Source organism: Burkholderia sp. AU31652 (assembly GCF_002223155.1).
Classification (GTDB): Bacteria; Pseudomonadota; Gammaproteobacteria; order Burkholderiales; family Burkholderiaceae; genus Burkholderia.
In genome coordinates this window covers 377,830-395,189 of sequence record NZ_NKFG01000004.1, presented here as the reverse complement: position 1 = coordinate 395,189, position 17,360 = coordinate 377,830, and the positions used below count along the sequence as shown (strand labels likewise).

Below are 17,360 nucleotides of genomic sequence, written 5' to 3'. Positions count from 1 at the left end.
CAGGAGTCACACGATGAAGACGAAAGCAGCGATTGCATGGAAGGCGGGCGCGCCGCTGACGATCGAGGAAGTCGATCTGGAAGGGCCGCGCGCCGGCGAGGTGCTGATCGAGGTGAAGGCGACGGGCATCTGTCACACCGACTACTACACGCTGTCGGGCGCCGATCCGGAAGGGATCTTCCCGGCGATCCTCGGCCATGAAGGCGCGGGCGTCGTGGTGGACGTCGGCCCCGGCGTCGGCACCCTGCGCAAGGGCGACCACGTGATTCCGCTCTACACGCCGGAATGCCGCGAGTGCAAGTTCTGCCTGTCGCGCAAGACCAACCTGTGCCAGAAGATCCGCGCGACGCAGGGCAAGGGCCTGATGCCCGACGCGACGTCGCGCTTCTCGCTCGACGGCAAGCCGCTGTTCCACTACATGGGCACGTCCACGTTCTCGAACTACATCGTCGTGCCGGAGATCGCGGTCGCGAAGGTGCGCGAGGACGCGCCGTTCGACAAGATCTGCTACATCGGCTGCGGCGTGACGACGGGCGTCGGCGCGGTCGTGTACTCGGCGAAGGTCGAGGCGGGCGCGAACGTCGTCGTGTTCGGCCTCGGCGGCATCGGCCTGAACGTGATCCAGGGCGCGAAGATGGTCGGCGCGGACAAGATCATCGGCGTCGACATCAACCCGAAGCGCGTCGAGCTCGCGAAGAAGTTCGGGATGACGCACTTCATCAACCCGAACGAAGTCGAGAACGTGGTCGACCACATCGTGCAGCTGACCGACGGCGGCGCCGACTACTCGTTCGAATGCGTGGGCAACGTGAAGCTGATGCGCCAGGCGCTCGAATGCACGCACAAGGGCTGGGGCCAGTCGTTCATCATCGGCGTGGCGGCAGCCGGCGAGGAAATCAGCACGCGTCCGTTCCAGCTCGTGACGGGCCGCGAGTGGAAGGGGTCGGCGTTCGGCGGCGCGCGCGGCCGCACCGACGTGCCGAAGATCGTCGACTGGTACATGGAAGGCAAGATCAACATCGACGACCTGATCACGCACACGCTGCCGCTCGAGCGGATCAACGAAGGCTTCGACCTGATGAAGGCCGGCGAGTCGATCCGCTCGGTCGTGCTGTACTGACCGGGAGCGCACCGCGATGCTCGAACTCGTTTCCTCGCATGCGTGCCACGGCGGCGAGCAGCGTTTCTACCGTCACGATTCGGCGGCCATCGGCCTGCCGATGAAGTTCTCGGTGTACCTGCCGCCGCAGGCCGCGCACGGCCGCGTGCCGGCGCTGTTCTATCTCGCGGGGCTCACGTGCACCGACGAGACGTTCGCGATCAAGGCCGGCGCGCAGCAATACGCGGCGCAGCACGGCCTCGCGCTCGTGATGCCCGACACGAGCCCGCGCGGCGCGGGCGTGCCGGGCGAGACCGATGCGTGGGACTTCGGCGTCGGCGCGGGTTTCTACGTCGATGCGACCGAGGCGCCGTGGTCCGCGCATTACCGGATGGAGTCGTACGTGACGGGCGAGCTGCGCGAGCTCGTCGCGGCCGAGCTGTCGATCGACGGCGCGCGGTTGGGGATCTTCGGCCACTCGATGGGCGGGCACGGTGCGCTGACGCTCGCGCTGCGCCATCCGGGCCTGTACCGGTCGGTGTCGGCGTTCGCGCCGATCGCCGCGCCGACGCGCTGCCCGTGGGGCGAGAAGGCGTTCTCGGGTTATCTGGGCGCCGATCGGGAAGCATGGAAGGCACACGACGCGAGCGAACTCGTCGCGCGTGCCGACGCGCCGAAGTTCGCGGACGGCATCCTCATCGATCAGGGTCTTGCCGATCAGTTCCTCGCGAACCAGCTGAACCCCGACGTGTTCGAAGCCGCGTGCGCGAAGGCCGGCCAGCCGCTGACGCTGCGCCGCCATCCGGGCTACGACCACGGGTACTACTTCATCTCGACGTTCATCGCCGATCACATTGCGCATCACGCGCGCGTGCTCGTACGATGAGCGGGAAGGGAAGCAGCTAACGCTTACGTCGGCACACGGCGCGCGGCACGATCGCGGGCGCATGAAAAAACGCCGGCGCTGCCCTCGGGCACGCCGGCGTTTTCTATTTCCTTCGGGCGGCAATCCGCCTGGCGGTGCTCAGTGGCGCCGCAACAGGCTCGCGCCGTACACGAGCGCCGACAGCGCGGTGATCCAGAAGCTCGTCGGCCAGTCGGTGTGATACGCGAGCACGATGCCGAGCCACGCTTCGAACAACGCGAACAGCGCGGCGAGCAGCACGCCGGTCGACAGCCGCGTCGTCACGTTCTGCGCGGCGGCAGCCGGCCCGACCAGCAGCGTGAACACCAGCAGCACGCCGACGATCTGCGTCGCCGCGGCCACCGCGAGCGCGCACACCGCGAGGAACAGCATCGACACCGTGCGCAGCGACACGCCCTTGGCTTCGGCCAGTTCGGGCTGCAACGACGCGAACAGCAGCGGCCGTGCGATCAGCGCGAGCGCGAGCAGGCTCACCGCGCCGATGCCGGCGAGCACCGCGAGCGTGTCGTGGCTCACCGCGAGCACGTTGCCGAACAGCAGTGCGGTGACCTGCGTCGCGAACGACGTGTAGAAATGCAGGAACAGCAGGCCGAAGCCGAGCGCGCCGGACAGGATCACGCCGATCGCGACGTCGCGGCCCGCGAGCTTCTCGCCGAGCGCGCCCATCCCGATGCCGGCCGCGAGCGTGAAGCCGACCATCCCCCAGATCGGCGAGATGCCGAGCAGCACCGCGCCCGTCGCGCCGGTGAAGCCGACGTGCGACAGCGCATGGCCGGCGAAGGTCTGCCCGCGCAGCACCAGGAAGTAGCCGACGATGCCCGCGAGCACCGCGACGATCCCCGACGCCGCGAAGGCGTTGATCATGAAGTCGTATTCAAACATCGTGCGAATGCCCGGGATGAGCGTGTCCGTGGTGGTGATGGCCGTGGCCGCCGCCACCGCCACCGCCGTGCGAGTGACCATCGTCGTCCTCGTGTTCGTGATCGTGCTTCTCGACCTCGACGTCGCCCGACATCACGAAGATCTTGCCGTTCACGCGCATCACGTCGATCGGCGAACCGTAGAGCCGTGACAGCACCGGCTTCGTGATCACCTCGTCGACGGTGCCGAGCGCGGCCACGCCGTTGCCGAGATACAGCACGCGGTCGAGCGCGTTCAGCAGCGGATTCAGTTCGTGCGCGGAGAACAGCACGGTGATGCCGAGCTCGCGCTGCACGTTGCGCACGAGTTCGACGACGCCGCGCTGGTGGTTCGGGTCGAGGCTGATCAGCGGCTCGTCGAGCAGCAGCAGCTTCGGGTTGCCGAGCAGGCACTGCGCGAGCAGCAGGCGCTGCCGCTCGCCGCCGGACAGTTCCGACAACGGCCGGCGCGCGAGCGTCGGGCCGCCGACGAGGTCGAGCACGCGGTCGACGTCGCGGCGCGTCGCCGCGTTCGTGTGCGGCAGCCCCCAGCGGTGGCCGTCGGCGGCCATCGCGACGAAGTCGTAGCCGCGCATCCGGCGGTTCGCGAGGCCGCTTCGGATCTGCGGCATGTAGCCGATCGACGCGTTGCCGCGCACGACCGGCACACCGCCGACGGACAGCGTGCCGGCCGACACGGGCACGAGGCCGAGCACCGCGCGCATCAGCGTCGTCTTGCCCGCGCCGTTCGGCCCGAGCACGCCGACGAATTCGCCGGGTTCGATCGAGAAGCTGACGTCGCGCAGGATCGTGCGCCCGCCCAGTTCGAGCGTGACGCGATCGACGGCGAGTGCGTGAGGAGTGACGGTCATGTCGTTACGGAGTGTTTATTTCTTGCCGGCGGCCAGCGCGGTCGAGAGCGCGTCGAGCTGGCCGGCCATCCATTGCTGGAAGGTCTTGCCGGCCGGCTGCGTCTCGGTGACGCTGACGGTCGGCACGCCGCCGTCGCGCGCGATCTTCAGCATGCGCTTGGTCATCGGTTCTTCGGCCTGGCTGTTGTAGATCAGCACTCGTACCTGCTTCTTGCGCAGGTCGTTCTCGAATGCGGCGACGTCCTGGGCGCTGGCTTCGGTGTCGTTCATCGTCGCGAGCTGGAAGCGCTGGTTGCGCATGTCGAGGCCGATCGCGTCGGACATGTAGCCGAACACGGGCTCGGTGGCCGTCACCGGCACGCCCTTGTACTGCGCGCGCAGCGCGGCGACCTTGTCGTCGACGGGCTTGAGCGACGCGACGAACTTCTGCAGGTTCGCATCGTATTCGGCCTTGTTCGCCGGGTCGGCGCGGCCGAGCTCGGCCGCGATCGCGCGCGCGGCGGCCGGCATCGTCGCCGGGTCGTACCACAGGTGCGGGTTGTCGCCGGCCTTCTTGCCGACCAGATCGGCGACGACGATCGTCGCGCGCTTGGCCTGCTTCGACGCGCCGAGCAGCTTGCTCATCCACGGATCGTAGTTGGCGCCGTTGTAGATCACGACCTGCGCGTGCTGGAGCGCCCGGGCGGTCTTCGGGCTCGCTTCGAACAGGTGCGGATCCTGGTCCGGATTGCTGAGGATGCTCGTCACCGCGACATGGCTGCCGCCGATCTGCGACGCGACGTCGCCGTAGAAATTCTCGGCAGCCACGACGTTGACGGTCGCGGCCTGCGCCAACGCGGGCGCCGCGAGCGACAGGGCGGCAACGGTGGCGGCGAGCCAGCGGACAGGCGACAGGGCGCGCCGCGGCGCGCGCTTCAGGGCAATGGACATGGAACTCCTCGTTGGAAGGGGCGGCGCGGGCGCCGCGCGAAACGCGTCAGCGTTGCACGGGCTTGTGCTTGCAGTGCCCGCACAGGCCGCTCAGCTCGACGACCTGGTGGTGGACTTCGAAACCGTGCGCGGGCTCGCTCGCGGACAACTGCTTCGCGAGGTCGCCGCCGGGAATCTCGACGGTGTCGCCGCACGAGTCGCAGATCAGGAACTGGCCTTCGTGCGGCACGCCGATCTCGCAGCACGCGAAGAACGCGTTCTTCGATTCGATCCGGTGGATGAAGCCGTGCTCGACGAGGAAATCCAGGGCGCGGTAGACGGTCGTGGGCGGCACGCGGCCGCGCTGCGGCTCGAGCTCGGCGAGCAGGTCGTACGCGCCGATCGGGCGCTGCGCGGCCAGCACGCGTTCGTAGACCTGGCGGCGCAGCGGCGTCCACGCGAGCCCGTGCTCGGCGGCGAATGCGTCGGCCCGGGACAGCCGGGCGTCAATGGACGATGAGGTAGCCATGGCGTGAAGCAGGGCGATGAAACAAAGTATGGCGATGATATAACGTATCGCCGCGCCGTGCAGCGCGAAATCCCGTTTCCGTCCTCGCTCCGTCCCCTTCATCGCCGCTACGACCGCGCCGCACCGTGTGCGCTACGCCTTGCCGGGTGTGCGCGGCGGGCCGCCACGCTGCGCCGTTGTGCCGCAGCGCGTCATAGAAAGCCGTCACGTCGCCTTGACAGCGCGAATCGCGTGTCCGATCATTCGATCACTAACAGAGCAATTGATCGGTTGGCGAGCGTTCGCTCACCTCGCGGCCGTCGACAAGCAGAACGAACCGGAGACAGCCAGTGAGACTGGAAGACAAGGTCGCAATCCTGACGGGCGCCGCAAGCGGCATCGGCGAGGCGGTCGCGCAACGCTATCTGGACGAGGGCGCACGCTGCGTGCTCGTCGACCTGAAGCCGGCAGGCGGCTCGCTCGCGCGGCTCATCGAGGCGAACCCCGGCCGCGCGGTGGCCGTCACCGCGGACGTCACGCGCCGCGACGACATCGAGCGGATCGTCACCACGGCGGTCGAGCGCTTCGGCGGCGTCGACATCCTGTTCAACAACGCGGCGCTGTTCGACATGCGGCCGATCCTCGACGAATCGTGGGACGTGTTCGACCGGCTGTTCTCGGTCAACGTGAAAGGGCTGTTCTTCCTGATGCAGGCCGTCGCGCAGCGGATGGTCGAGCAGGGCCGTGGCGGCAAGATCGTCAACATGTCGTCGCAGGCCGGGCGTCGTGGCGAGGCGCTCGTTTCGCACTACTGCGCGACCAAGGCCGCGGTGATCAGCTACACGCAGTCGGCCGCGCTCGCGCTCGCGCCGCACCGGATCAACGTGAACGGCATCGCGCCGGGTGTCGTCGACACGCCGATGTGGGAGCAGGTCGATGCGCTGTTCGCGCGCTACGAGAACCGGCCGCTCGGCGAGAAGAAGCGGCTGGTGGGCGAAGCCGTGCCGCTCGGCCGCATGGGCGTGCCGGGCGACCTGACGGGTGCTGCGCTGTTCCTCGCGTCGTCCGACGCTGATTACATCACCGCCCAGACGCTGAACGTCGACGGCGGCAACTGGATGAACTGATATGGCGCCGCTCGCACGCGCCACCCGCCGGCCGGCCCGAGACGAGGCCGTTGTCGCGCACGTCGCGGCCGCCGTCGAACGAGGAGGGCTCGCCTGATGGCCGAGATCGTCGTGGCAGGCGAACTGCTCGCCGAATTCGTCGCCGCCGAGCGCGGCCAGGGTTTCGATACGCCGGGCCTGTTCGAGGGGCCGTTCCCGAGCGGTGCGCCGGCGATCTTCGCCGACCAGGCCGCGCGGCTTGGCGCACGTGTTGCGTATGCGGGCTGCGTCGGTCGCGACGCATTCGGCGACGCGATCGTCGCGCGGCTCGAACGCGATGGTGTCGACGTCGCGCGCATCCGTCGCGTCGCACGCCCGACCGGCACCGCGTTCGTCGCGTATCGCGACGACGGCTCGCGCAGTTTCGTGTTCACGCTGTCCACCAGTGCGGCCGCGTGTGTCGACGATTCCGATGTCGATACCGCGATGTTCGACGGCTGCCGCTATTTCCATGTGATGGGCTCGTCGCTGACGAGCGAATCGGCGATCGCGGCCGTGCAGCGCGGCGTGATCGAGGCCGCGCGCGCCGGCGCCAAGGTGTCGTTCGATCCGAACGTGCGGCCCGAAATGCTGAGTTTTCGCCCGATGCGCGCGGCGCTCGACGCGATGCTCGCCGCGTGCCACCTGTTCCTGCCGAGCGAAGCCGACCTGCCGTTCTTCTGCGGGCCGCAGCCGGCCGAGCGGGCGATCGCGGGCCTGCTAGCGACGCATCCGCTGCTCGAGCGGGTCGTGCTGAAACGCGGTGCGCAAGGCAGCGTCGCATTCGATCGAGCGAACCGTGCGGAAGCGCCGGCGTTCCAGGTCGACGAAGTCGATCCGACCGGCGCCGGCGACTGCTTCGGCGGCACGCTGGTCGCGAGCCTCGTCGCCGGCGTGCCGATCGAGGTCGCGCTGCGCCGCGCGAACGCGGCCGGGGCGATCGCGGTCACGCGGCGCGGCCCGATGGAGGGCAACAGCAGCGCGGCCGAAATCGACCGTTTCCTGACCGAACGAGGTATCGCATGTCCGGCCTGACGACCTTCGCCGAACGTTCGCGCACCGCGCACGCGGACGCCGTGCTGCGGATGATCTTCGACGCAAACCGCGCTAACGCGCAGCGCGGCATCTATTCGATCTGCAGCGCGCACCGGCTCGTGCTGGAGGCCGCGTGCGAAGCGGCGCGCGCGGACGGCTCGCCGTTGCTGATCGAGGCGACCTGCAACCAGGTGAACCATCTCGGCGGCTATACGGGCATGACGCCTGCCGATTTCCGCCGCGACGTGGACGCGATCGCGCTGCGTTGCGGGCTGCCGCCGTCGGCGCTCGTGCTCGGCGGCGACCATCTGGGCCCGAACCCGTGGCGGCATCGCCGCGCGGCCGATGCGATGCGCGAAGCGAGTGCGATGGTCGCCGCATACGTCGAAGCCGGCTTCGAAAAGATCCACCTCGATGCGAGCATGGCGTGCGCGGACGATCCGGCGCGGCTCGACGATCGCACGATCGCCGCGCGCGCGGCCGAGCTGTGCCGCGCGGCGGAAGACGCGGCAGCGCGCGCCGGCCTCGCGCCCGTCTACGTGATCGGCACCGAGGTGCCGACGCCGGGCGGCGAAGTCAGCGGCAGCGGCGGCGACGGAGACGCAGCGATCACGCAGATCGCCGTCACGCGCAGCGACAGCATCGCGGCGACGCTCGATGCGCACCGCCACGCGTTCGCGGCGGCCGGGCTCGACGATGCGTGGACGCGTGTCGTCGCGATCGTCGCGCAGCCGGGGGTCGACTTCGACGATCGCCACGTGCTCGACTACGACAGCGCCAAGGCCGCGTCGCTCGGCGCGAGTATCCTGCAGACACCGGGCCTCGTGTTCGAAGCGCATTCGACCGACTACCAGACCGAGGGTGCGCTCGCCGCGCTCGTGCGCGACCACTTCGCGGTGCTGAAGGTCGGCCCCGCGCTGACGTTCGCGCTGCGCGAGGCGCTGTTCGCGCTGACCTTCATCGAGGACGCGTTGATCGACGACGTCGCGCAGCGCTCGCGGTTGCGCGACGTCGTCGATGCCGCGATGCGCGCGCAGCCCGAGCACTGGGCACCGTATTACCGCGGCGACGAAACCGAGCAGCGGCTCGCGCGCCAGTTCAGCTACAGCGACCGGATCCGCTACTACTGGCTGCAGCCGGCCGTCGCGGCCGCGGTCGAGCAACTGTTCGACAACCTCGCGCGGCAGCCGGTGCCGGAAACGCTCGTCGCGCAGTGGTTGCCGGACGTGTACGCGGCCTGCCGCGCGGGCGGCCTCGCGAAAGCGCCGCGCGCGTGGGTGCGGCACCGGATACGCGACGTGATCGCGCACTATGCGCGCGCGTGCGGAATGCAGCGGCCGGCGTGACGGGCCGCGAAGGAAACGCAGTACCGACGACACTTCGAACAAACACAGGAGACATGCCATGCAACGAAAGATGCTCGACGCCGCCGCACGCTGCTTCGCCGGAGCCGCGCTCGCGACGGCGGCCTGCGCCGCGTCCGCCGGCACGCTGACGATCGCGACGCTGAACAATCCCGACATGATCGAGCTGAAGAAGCTGTCGCCGGCCTTCGAGAAGGCGAACCCGGACATCAAGCTGAACTGGGTGATCCTCGAGGAGAACGTGCTGCGCCAGCGCGCGACGACCGATATCACGACCGGCAGCGGCCAGTTCGACGTGATGGCGATCGGCACCTACGAGACGCCGCAGTGGGGCAAGCGCGGCTGGCTCGCGCCGATGACGGGCCTGCCTGCCGACTACGACCTGAACGACATCGTGAAGACCGCGCGCGACAGCCTGTCGTACAACGGCCAGCTGTACGCGCTGCCGTTCTATGTCGAAAGCTCGATGACGTTCTACCGCAAGGACCTGTTCGCGGCGAAGGGGCTGAAGATGCCCGACCAGCCGACCTACGACCAGATCGCGGAATTCGCGGACAAGCTCACCGACAAGGCGAAGGGCACCTACGGGATCTGCCTGCGCGGCAAGGCCGGGTGGGGCGAGAACATGGCGTACGTGTCGACGGTCGTGAACACGTTCGGCGGGCGCTGGTTCGACGAGAACTGGAATGCGCAACTCACGTCGCCGGAGTGGAAGAAGGCGATCAATTTCTACGTGAACCTGCTGAAGAAGAACGGCCCGCCGGGAGCGAGCTCGAACGGCTTCAACGAGAACCTGACCCTCACTGCGTCGGGCAAGTGCGCGATGTGGATCGACGCGACGGTCGCGGCCGGGATGCTCTATAACAAACAGCAGTCGCAGGTGGCCGACAGGATCGGCTTCGCGGCCGCGCCGGTCGCCGCCACGCCGAAGGGGTCGCACTGGCTGTGGGCGTGGGCGCTGGCCGTGCCGAAGACGTCGAAGCAGCAGGACGCCGCACGCAAGTTCATCGCGTGGGCGACGTCGAAGCAGTACATCGAGATGGTCGGCAAGGACGAGGGCTGGGCGTCGGTGCCGCCGGGCACGCGCACGTCGACGTATCAGCGCCCCGAGTACAAGGCTGCCGCGCCGTTCTCGGACTTCGTGCTGAAGGCGATCGAGACCGCCGACCCGAACGATCCGTCGCTGAAGAAGGTGCCGTACACGGGCGTGCAGTACGTCGGGATTCCTGAATTCCAGTCGTTCGGCACGGTGGTCGGCCAGTCGATCGCGGGTGCGGTCGCGGGCCAGATGTCGGTCGACCAGGCGCTTGCCGCCGGGCAGGCCGCCGCCGACCGCGCGGTGCGGCAGGCCGGCTACAAGAAGTAACGCGGCCCGCACCGTGCGCGGTGGCGCACGGTGCGTGTCGTCGAGCTGACAGGCGGGCAGGCCTTCGCGCCCGCGCATCAACCGGAGGGACTCCGATCATGCGTCACCTGCGTCTTCCCCTGAGCCACGCTCACGCGCCGTCGGTCGGCGACGCGTCGTCACCGCCCGGCGCGCCGCGCCGCGCGCGCGGCGGCGCGAGCTGGCTCGTCTCGCCGTCCGTCGCGGTGCTGCTGCTGTGGATGTCGATTCCGCTCGCGATGACGATCTGGTATTCGTTCTCGCGCTACAACCTGCTGAACCCGGACGTGAAGGGTTTCGCGGGCATCGACAACTACCGCTTCCTCGCGACCGATCCGTCGTTCCTGCCCGCGATCTGGCACACGCTCGTGCTGATCGGCGCGGTGCTCGCGATCACGGTGATCGGCGGCGTGCTGATGGCCGTGCTGTTCGACCGCAAGTTCTACGGGCAGGGCGTCGCACGCCTGCTCGCGATCGCGCCGTTCTTCGTGATGCCGACGGTGTCCGCGCTGATCTGGAAGAACATGATCCTGCACCCCGTGTACGGGCTCGTCGCGAACGCGATGCGCGCGCTCGGGATGACGCCGATCGACTGGTTCGCCGATTACCCGCTCACCGCGGTGATCATCATCGTCGCGTGGCAGTGGCTGCCGTTCGCGTTCCTGATCCTGTTCACCGCGATCCAGTCGCTCGACCAGGAGCAGAAGGAGGCGGCACGGATCGACGGCGCGGGCCCGATCGCGATGTTCTTCTACATCACGCTGCCGCACCTGAAGCGTGCGATCGCCGTGGTCGTGATGATGGAGACGATCTTCCTGCTGTCGATCTTCGCGGAGATCTACACGACGACCGGCGGCGGCCCCGGCGACGCGACGACCAACCTGTCGTACCTGATCTACGCGCTCGGCCTGCAGCAGTTCGACGTCGGCCTCGCGTCCGCGGGCGGCATCATCGCCGTGGTGGTCGCGAACGTCGTGTCGTTCTTCCTCGTGCGGATGCTCGCGCGCAACCTGAAGGGAGAGTACGACAAATGAGCGACCTGACCTTCGAGGGCCGGCGCGTGCCGGCCGTGTTCGACCTCGTGCGGCGCGCGCTGCCCGGCACGCTCGCGTGGCTGATCGCGCTGCTGCTGTTCTTCCCGATCTTCTGGATGGCGATCACCGCGTTCAAGACCGAGCAGCAGGCGTATGCGTCGACGCTGTTCTTCATCCCGACGCTCGACAGCTTCCGCGAGGTGTTCGCGCGCAGCAACTACTTCGCGTTCGCGTGGAATTCGGTGCTGATCTCGGCGGGCGTCACGGTGATCTCGCTGCTGTTCGCGGTGCCGGCCGCGTACGCGATGGCGTTCTTCCCGAACCACCGCACGCAGAAGGTGCTGCTGTGGATGCTGTCGACCAAGATGATGCCGTCGGTCGGCGTGCTGGTGCCGATCTATCTGCTGTGGAAGAACGCGGGGCTGCTCGATACCGTGTCGGGCCTCGTGATCGTCTACACGCTGATCAACCTGCCGATCGCGGTGTGGATGACCTTCACGTACTTCAACGAGATCCCGAAGGACATCCTCGAAGCCGGGCGGATCGACGGCGCGTCGACGTGGCAGGAGATCGTGTACCTGCTGATGCCGATGGCGCTGCCGGGGCTCGCGTCCACCGCGCTGCTGCTCGTGATCCTGTCGTGGAACGAGGCGTTCTGGAGCATCAACCTGTCGAGCTCGAATGCGGCGCCGCTGACTGTGTTCATCGCGTCGTACTCGAGCCCCGAGGGGCTGTTCTGGGCGAAGCTGTCCGCGGCGTCGCTGCTCGCGGTCGCGCCGATCCTGATCGTCGGCTGGCTGTCGCAGAAGCAGCTCGTGCGCGGGCTCACGTTCGGAGCCGTCAAATGACCGCGACGAACGTCCTGATCTGCGATTGCGACGGCGTGCTGATCGACAGCGAGGCGGTGGCGGCCGACGTGCTCGTGCGCGAGCTCGATGCGCGCTGGCCGGGCGCGGATGCGCGGCCGGCCGTGATGCCGCTGCTCGGGCTGCGCATCGAGCGCGTGCTGGCCGGCGCATGCGACGCGCTCGGCCGCACGCTGTCGAACGACGACGTCGTCGAGATCCGCGCCGCGGTCGAGGCGGCGGCCGTCAACGCGCCGATGGTCGACGGCATCGATGCGGCGCTGGCCGCGATCGAACTGACGACGGCCTGTGCGAGCAACAGCTACCGCGCGTACGTCGAGGCGGCGCTGACCCGCACGGGCCTCGCGCGCTTCTTCGGCGACCGGCTGTTCTGCGCGGACGCCGTCGCGCGGCCGAAGCCGGCGCCCGACGTGTATCTCGCGGCGGCGCGCACGCTCGGCGTCGCGCCGGCCCGGTGCCTCGTGGTCGAGGACAGCGTGACCGGCATCACCGCGGCCGCCGCGGCCGGCATGACCGTGCTCGGCTTCGTCGGCGGCGGGCATGCGTCGGCCGCGCAGATCGACGCGTTGCGCGGGATCGGCGCGCGTCACGTATTCGACGACATGCACGAGCTGCCCGGGTACGTCGCGCGCTGGCAGGCGACCGGTGCGGTGCTGCCGAACTAGCCACCACGAATGATTGCGCGCCGCGTTCGACGCGGCGCATCACGAACGAACGGAGACAGATCATGGCAAGCGTACTCCTGCGCAACATCGCGAAGCGCTACGACGACACCGAAGTGCTGCGCAACGTGAACCTCGACATCGCCGACGGCGAATTCGTCGTGTTCGTCGGCCCGAGCGGCTGCGGCAAATCCACGCTGATGCGGATGATCGCCGGCCTCGAGGATATTTCGAGCGGCGACCTGCTGATCGACGGCGCGAAGGTCAACGACGTGCCGAGCGCGAAGCGCGGCATCGCGATGGTGTTCCAGTCGTATGCGCTGTACCCGCACATGACGCTGTACGACAACATGGCGTTCGGCCTGAAGCTCGCGGGCGCGAAGAAGCCGGAGATCGACCAGGCGGTGAAGCAGGCCGCGAAGATCCTGCACATCGACCATCTGCTCGACCGCAAGCCGAAGCAGCTGTCGGGCGGCCAGCGGCAGCGCGTCGCGATCGGCCGCGCGATCACGCGCAAGCCGAAGGTGTTCCTGTTCGACGAGCCGCTGTCGAACCTCGACGCGGCGCTGCGCGTGAAGATGCGGCTGGAGTTCGCGCGGCTGCACGACGAGCTGAAGACGACGATGATCTACGTGACGCACGACCAGGTCGAGGCGATGACGCTCGCCGACAAGATCGTCGTGCTGTCGGGCGGCGCGGTGCAGCAGGTCGGCACACCGAACGAGCTGTACCACGCGCCGGCGAACCAGTTCGTCGCGGGCTTCATCGGCTCGCCGAAGATGAATTTCCTGAAGGGCACCGTCGAAGCGGTCGACGCGGGCGGCGTGCTCGTGCGTTTCGACAGCGGCGAGACGCAGCGCGTCGCGGCCGAAGCAGCAGGGCTGCAGCGTGGCGCGGCGGTGACGGTCGGCGTGCGGCCCGAGCACCTGCTGGTCGATGCGGCGGCGGCGGGCGTCGCCGCGCGGACGATGGCCGTCGAGTCGCTCGGTGACGCCGCGTATCTGTATGCGGAGTCAGCTGTCGCGCCGGACGGGCTGATCGCGCGGATTCCGCCGCTCGACACGTACCGCACCGGCGACGCGCTGCGCGTGCATGCGCAGGCCGAGCACTGCCATCTGTTCGACGAAAACGGGCAGGCGTTCCGGCGGCTGAGCGTGCACGCGAAGGCGGCGTGACGCGCCGGCACGTGCGCCTGCGGTGCTCAGAGGCGCAGGTGCTCGGCCACGTAGTCGACGAACGCGCGCAGCTTCGGCGTCGGATGGCGGCCTGACGGCCACAGTACGTAGAACGGCGTGCGGCTCTCGACGTGTTCGTCGAGCACCGGGCGCAGCGTGCCGTCGGCCAGCGCGTCGTGTACGAAAAACTCGGGCAGGCAGGCGATGCCGAGCCCGCGCAGCGCGAAGCACAGCCGTGTTTCCGCGTTGTTGCTGACCATCGATACCGGCACCTCCGGCGGCGTGCCGGCGCGCGGCGCGCGCAACGGCCAGGTCTCGAGCCGGCCGCTGCTGGGGAAGCGGTAGTGCAGGCAGCGGTGCCGCACGAGATCGGCCGGCGTGCGCGGCGTGCCATGCCGCTCGAGATAGCCGGGCGACGCGACGAGGTGCTGGCGAAAATGGCCGAGCAGCCGCGACGACAGCCGCGAATCCGACGGCTGGCCGGTGCGCAGCACCGCGTCGAACCCTTCGTCGATCACGTCGACGAGCCGGTCGCTGAAATCGATGTCGAGCTCGATCTCCGGATACGCGGCCATGAAATCGGCGAGCATCGGCAGCAGCAGCGTGCCGATCGTCGGCAGGCTTACGCGCAACCGCCCGCGCGGCGCTTCGGCGCTGTGCGTCAGTTCCTGCTCGGCCGCGTCGATCTCCGCGATCACGCGCCGGCACCGTTCGAGAAAGCGCGCGCCTTCGGCCGTCAGCGTGATGCTGCGCGTGCTGCGGTGAAACAGCCGCACGTTCAGGCGTGCTTCCAGGCGCGCGATGCGCTTGCCGATCGCCGACGCCGACAGCCCGAGCGCGCGGCCGGCCGCGACGAAGCTGCGCGTTTCCGCGACCTGAACGAATACGACGAAACCGCCCAGATTTTCCATGCAGGTTCCCGATTGCGGACATCGATGTCCGGAGTGTCCGGAACTCTACCCCGGTTTTTCTTCACGCGTCGGCTCCCTACGATGGGCGTTCCTTCATCGTTCGAGGTCACGCCATGTCATCCCTGCCTGTCACCACCCACCGCGGAGAACCGGACGCCGCGCTGCGCGCGCGGCTCGACGCCGTGCTCGATCGCGCGCTGGCCGACGCGCGCGTGGTCGGCGCGGTCGTGCTGGTCGCCCGCGACGGCGAATTGCGTTATGCACGCGCGGCCGGGCTGGCCGATCGGGAAGCCGGCACGCCGATGCGCGAGGACACGGTGTTCCGGCTCGCGTCGGTGTCGAAGCCGATCGTGACGGCCGCCGCGATGCGGCTGGTTGCGGCAGGCCGCATCGGGCTCGACGAGCCGGTCGCGCGCTGGTTGCCGGCGTTCACGCCGACGCTCGCACGCGGCGCGCCGGTGAACATCACGTTGCGGCATCTGCTGTCGCATACGGCCGGCCTCGGCTATCGCTTCCTCGAAGCGGACGGCGACGGCCCGTATGCGCGTGCAGGCGTATCCGACGGGATGGATCGCGCGAGCCTGTCGCTCGCCGAGAACGTGCGGCGCATCGCCGTCGTGCCGCTGCAGTTCGCACCCGGCACGTCGTGGGGCTACTCGCTCGCGACCGACGTGGCGGGGGCGCTGATCGAAGCGGTCGACGGCCGCCCGCTCGCGCAGGCGGTGGCCGCGCTCGTCACGACGCCGCTCGGGATGACCGATACCGGATTCGTCGCGCCCGACGCCGCGCACGTCGCGACGCCTTACGTGAGCACGCCGGGCGCGCCGCGCCGGATGGCCGACGACGATCTCGTGCCGGTGTTCGACGGCACGGTCGGCATCCGCTTCGAGCCGGCGCGCGCGTTCGATGCCGCCGCGTGGCCGTCGGGCGGCGCGGGCATGGTCGGCACCGCGCACGATTGCCTGACGCTGCTCGATACGCTGCGCACGGGCCTCGACGGCTGGCTCGCACCGCGCTGGATCGACGAGATGGCGCGGGTGCAGCCGGGCGCGCACGACTTGCCGGATGCGCCGGGATTCGGTTTCGGTCTCGGCTTTTCGGTGCTGCGCGATCCGGCGGCCGCGCAGTCGCCGGAGTCGGTCGGCACCTGGCGCTGGGGCGGCGCGTACGGGCATGCGTGGTTCGTCGACCGTGCGGCCGGGCTGACGGTCGTCGCGCTGACCAATACGTTGTACGAAGGGATGTACGGGCGCATCGTCACCGACGTGCGCGATGCGGTGTATGGCGTCGACGACCGGAGCGCGGCATGAGCGAATGCGTATCCGCTTCCCCGTCCGTTTCCGCGTCCTCCGCCGGCCGGGCTGCCGATTCCGCAGCCGGCTCGTCTGCACCGGGCCGCGCGCGCCTGCCCGTCGCGAACCTGCTCGCGCTAGCCACTGCCGGCTTCATCACGGTGCTCACCGAAGCCCTGCCCGCCGGCCTGCTGCCGCTGATGAGCGTCGACCTGCACGTGACCGAGGCGCTGATCGGCCAACTGGTGACCGTCTATGCGCTCGGCTCGATCGTCGCGGCGATTCCGCTCGTCGCCGCGACACGTGCGATGCGCCGGCGCGGCCTGCTGCTCGCGGCGCTCGCCGGGTTCGTCGTGTCGAATGCGCTGACGGCCGCGTCGCCGTACTACGCGCTCACGCTGGCCGCGCGCTTCGTCGCCGGGATGTCGGCCGGGCTGCTGTGGGCGCTGCTGGCGGGCTACGCGAGCCGGCTGGTCGAGCCGTCGCTGCGCGGCCGGGCGATCGCGGTCGCGATGCTCGGCATACCGGCAGCAATGTCGATCGGCATTCCGGCCGGCACCGCGCTCGGCGCGATGTTCGGCTGGCGTGTCGCGTTCGCCGGGATCACGGTCGCGGCGCTGGCGCTGATCGGCTGGATTCGCCTACGCGTGCCCGACTATCCGGGGCAGCAGGCCGGCGCGCGCGAGCCGGTGCTCGGCGTGATGACGCTGCCCGGCGTGCGGCCGGTGCTGACCGTGATGTTCGCGTACGTGCTGGCGCACAACATGCTGTACACGTACGTCGCGCCGTTTCTCGCCGGCGTGCGGATGGGCGCGCAGGTCGATGCGGTGCTGCTGGTGTTCGGTCTCGCGTCGCTGGTCGGCATCGCGCTGACGGGCGCGTGGATCGGCGCCGCGCAGCGACGCCTGACGCTTGCCAGCATCGCGCTGTTCGCGGTCGCGGCGGCGATGCTCGGTGCCGGTTCCGGGATGGCGATCGTCTATGCGGGCGTCGCGTTGTGGGGGCTCGCGTTCGGCGGTGCGCCGACGCTGTTCCAGACCGCCGCCGCGAATGCGGCGGGGGAGGCGGCCGACGTCGCGCAGTCGATGCTCGTGACGGTGTGGAACCTCGCGATCGCGGGCGGCGGCATCGCGGGCGGGATGCTGCTCGGTGCAACGGGCGCCGGCGCGATTCCGTGGGTGCTCGTCGCGCTCTTGGCGGCTGCGTGGGTCGGCGCGTGGCGTGCGCGCCGGCATGCGTTTCCGGCGCCGCACGCGGCTTGAGCGCTCGACAGCCGCGCG

17 protein-coding genes are annotated in these 17,360 nt (G+C 69.3%); 12 read left to right on the top strand and 5 right to left on the bottom strand.

All coding sequences use genetic code 11. The features are described 5' to 3' along the window. Window positions 1-13 precede the first annotated feature (13 nt). Both CFB40_RS14225 and fghA read left to right on the top strand, forming a co-directional pair. A complete protein-coding gene (locus CFB40_RS14225) occupies window positions 14-1,120 on the top strand; it encodes an S-(hydroxymethyl)glutathione dehydrogenase/class III alcohol dehydrogenase (RefSeq protein ID WP_011353045.1) in 1,107 nt (368 codons plus the stop codon). Window positions 1,121-1,136: 16 nt separating this feature from the next. Next, window positions 1,137-1,985, top strand: a complete 849-nt coding sequence (fghA, locus tag CFB40_RS14220; protein WP_089431634.1) for an S-formylglutathione hydrolase — start codon at window positions 1,137-1,139, stop codon at window positions 1,983-1,985. A gap of 138 nt (window positions 1,986-2,123) precedes the next feature. Here the strand turns inward: fghA and CFB40_RS14215 are convergent, their stop codons facing one another. From CFB40_RS14215 to CFB40_RS14200, 4 genes are read right to left on the bottom strand one after another with little or no spacing between them, the layout of a single operon-like run. Continuing rightward, entirely contained in the window at window positions 2,124-2,906 is a 783-nt protein-coding gene (locus CFB40_RS14215) for a metal ABC transporter permease (protein ID WP_027789245.1), read from the bottom strand. Then, the gene (locus CFB40_RS14210; protein WP_089431633.1) at window positions 2,899-3,795 is read right to left on the bottom strand and encodes an ABC transporter ATP-binding protein; all 897 of its coding nucleotides are present in this window, start codon (window positions 3,793-3,795) and stop codon (window positions 2,899-2,901) included. Before CFB40_RS14210 ends, CFB40_RS14215 begins: the two co-directional genes overlap by 8 nt. A 15-nt stretch (window positions 3,796-3,810) precedes the next feature. After that, window positions 3,811-4,725: a metal ABC transporter solute-binding protein, Zn/Mn family gene (locus CFB40_RS14205; RefSeq protein WP_089431632.1), complete on the bottom strand. Its 915-nt coding sequence runs from the start codon at window positions 4,723-4,725 to the stop codon at window positions 3,811-3,813. A gap of 46 nt (window positions 4,726-4,771) precedes the next feature. Then, window positions 4,772-5,233, bottom strand: a complete 462-nt coding sequence (locus CFB40_RS14200) for a Fur family transcriptional regulator (RefSeq protein ID WP_011353040.1) — start codon at window positions 5,231-5,233, stop codon at window positions 4,772-4,774. 329 nt (window positions 5,234-5,562) lie between these two features. Here CFB40_RS14200 and CFB40_RS14195 point away from each other — a divergent pair, with 329 nt between their 5' ends. The 8 genes from CFB40_RS14195 to CFB40_RS14160 all read left to right on the top strand — a co-directional run bounded on the left by CFB40_RS14195 (window position 5,563) and on the right by CFB40_RS14160 (window position 13,877). Beyond that, window positions 5,563-6,339 carry an L-iditol 2-dehydrogenase gene (locus tag CFB40_RS14195; RefSeq protein WP_089431631.1) on the top strand — a complete coding sequence of 259 codons (777 nt, stop codon included), beginning with the start codon at window positions 5,563-5,565 and terminating at the stop codon, window positions 6,337-6,339. Window positions 6,340-6,435: 96 nt separating this feature from the next. Then, window positions 6,436-7,392, top strand: coding sequence for a sugar kinase (locus CFB40_RS14190; RefSeq protein WP_089426210.1), 957 nt, complete (start codon window positions 6,436-6,438; stop codon window positions 7,390-7,392). After that, window positions 7,380-8,738: a D-tagatose-bisphosphate aldolase, class II, non-catalytic subunit gene (locus tag CFB40_RS14185; protein WP_089431630.1), complete on the top strand. Its 1,359-nt coding sequence runs from the start codon at window positions 7,380-7,382 to the stop codon at window positions 8,736-8,738. Before CFB40_RS14190 ends, CFB40_RS14185 begins: the two co-directional genes overlap by 13 nt. A gap of 58 nt (window positions 8,739-8,796) precedes the next feature. Then, window positions 8,797-10,122: an ABC transporter substrate-binding protein gene (locus tag CFB40_RS14180; RefSeq protein ID WP_089426208.1), complete on the top strand. Its 1,326-nt coding sequence runs from the start codon at window positions 8,797-8,799 to the stop codon at window positions 10,120-10,122. 98 nt (window positions 10,123-10,220) lie between these two features. After that, window positions 10,221-11,174 (top strand): carbohydrate ABC transporter permease, encoded by a 954-nt coding sequence (locus CFB40_RS14175; protein WP_089431629.1) that lies wholly within the window; start codon window positions 10,221-10,223, stop codon window positions 11,172-11,174. Beyond that, entirely contained in the window at window positions 11,171-12,022 is an 852-nt protein-coding gene (locus CFB40_RS14170; protein WP_011353034.1) for a carbohydrate ABC transporter permease, read from the top strand. Before CFB40_RS14175 ends, CFB40_RS14170 begins: the two co-directional genes overlap by 4 nt. Beyond that, window positions 12,019-12,705, top strand: coding sequence for an HAD family hydrolase (locus tag CFB40_RS14165; protein WP_089426206.1), 687 nt, complete (start codon window positions 12,019-12,021; stop codon window positions 12,703-12,705). Before CFB40_RS14170 ends, CFB40_RS14165 begins: the two co-directional genes overlap by 4 nt. Window positions 12,706-12,767: 62 nt before the next feature. Continuing rightward, window positions 12,768-13,877, top strand: a complete 1,110-nt coding sequence (locus tag CFB40_RS14160) for an ABC transporter ATP-binding protein (RefSeq protein WP_089431628.1) — start codon at window positions 12,768-12,770, stop codon at window positions 13,875-13,877. A gap of 26 nt (window positions 13,878-13,903) precedes the next feature. On the opposite strand, the gene CFB40_RS14155 is transcribed toward CFB40_RS14160, so the two are convergent. Continuing rightward, window positions 13,904-14,788 carry a LysR family transcriptional regulator gene (locus CFB40_RS14155; RefSeq protein WP_089431627.1) on the bottom strand — a complete coding sequence of 295 codons (885 nt, stop codon included), beginning with the start codon at window positions 14,786-14,788 and terminating at the stop codon, window positions 13,904-13,906. Window positions 14,789-14,901: 113 nt separating this feature from the next. On the opposite strand from CFB40_RS14155, the gene CFB40_RS14150 reads away from it, so the two are divergent. Further along, window positions 14,902-16,098: a serine hydrolase domain-containing protein gene (locus CFB40_RS14150; RefSeq protein WP_089431626.1), complete on the top strand. Its 1,197-nt coding sequence runs from the start codon at window positions 14,902-14,904 to the stop codon at window positions 16,096-16,098. Next, complete coding sequence (locus tag CFB40_RS14145; RefSeq protein WP_089431625.1) at window positions 16,095-17,342, top strand: MFS transporter; 1,248 nt, start codon at window positions 16,095-16,097, stop codon at window positions 17,340-17,342. Before CFB40_RS14150 ends, CFB40_RS14145 begins: the two co-directional genes overlap by 4 nt. Window positions 17,343-17,360: the final 18 nt, after the last annotated feature.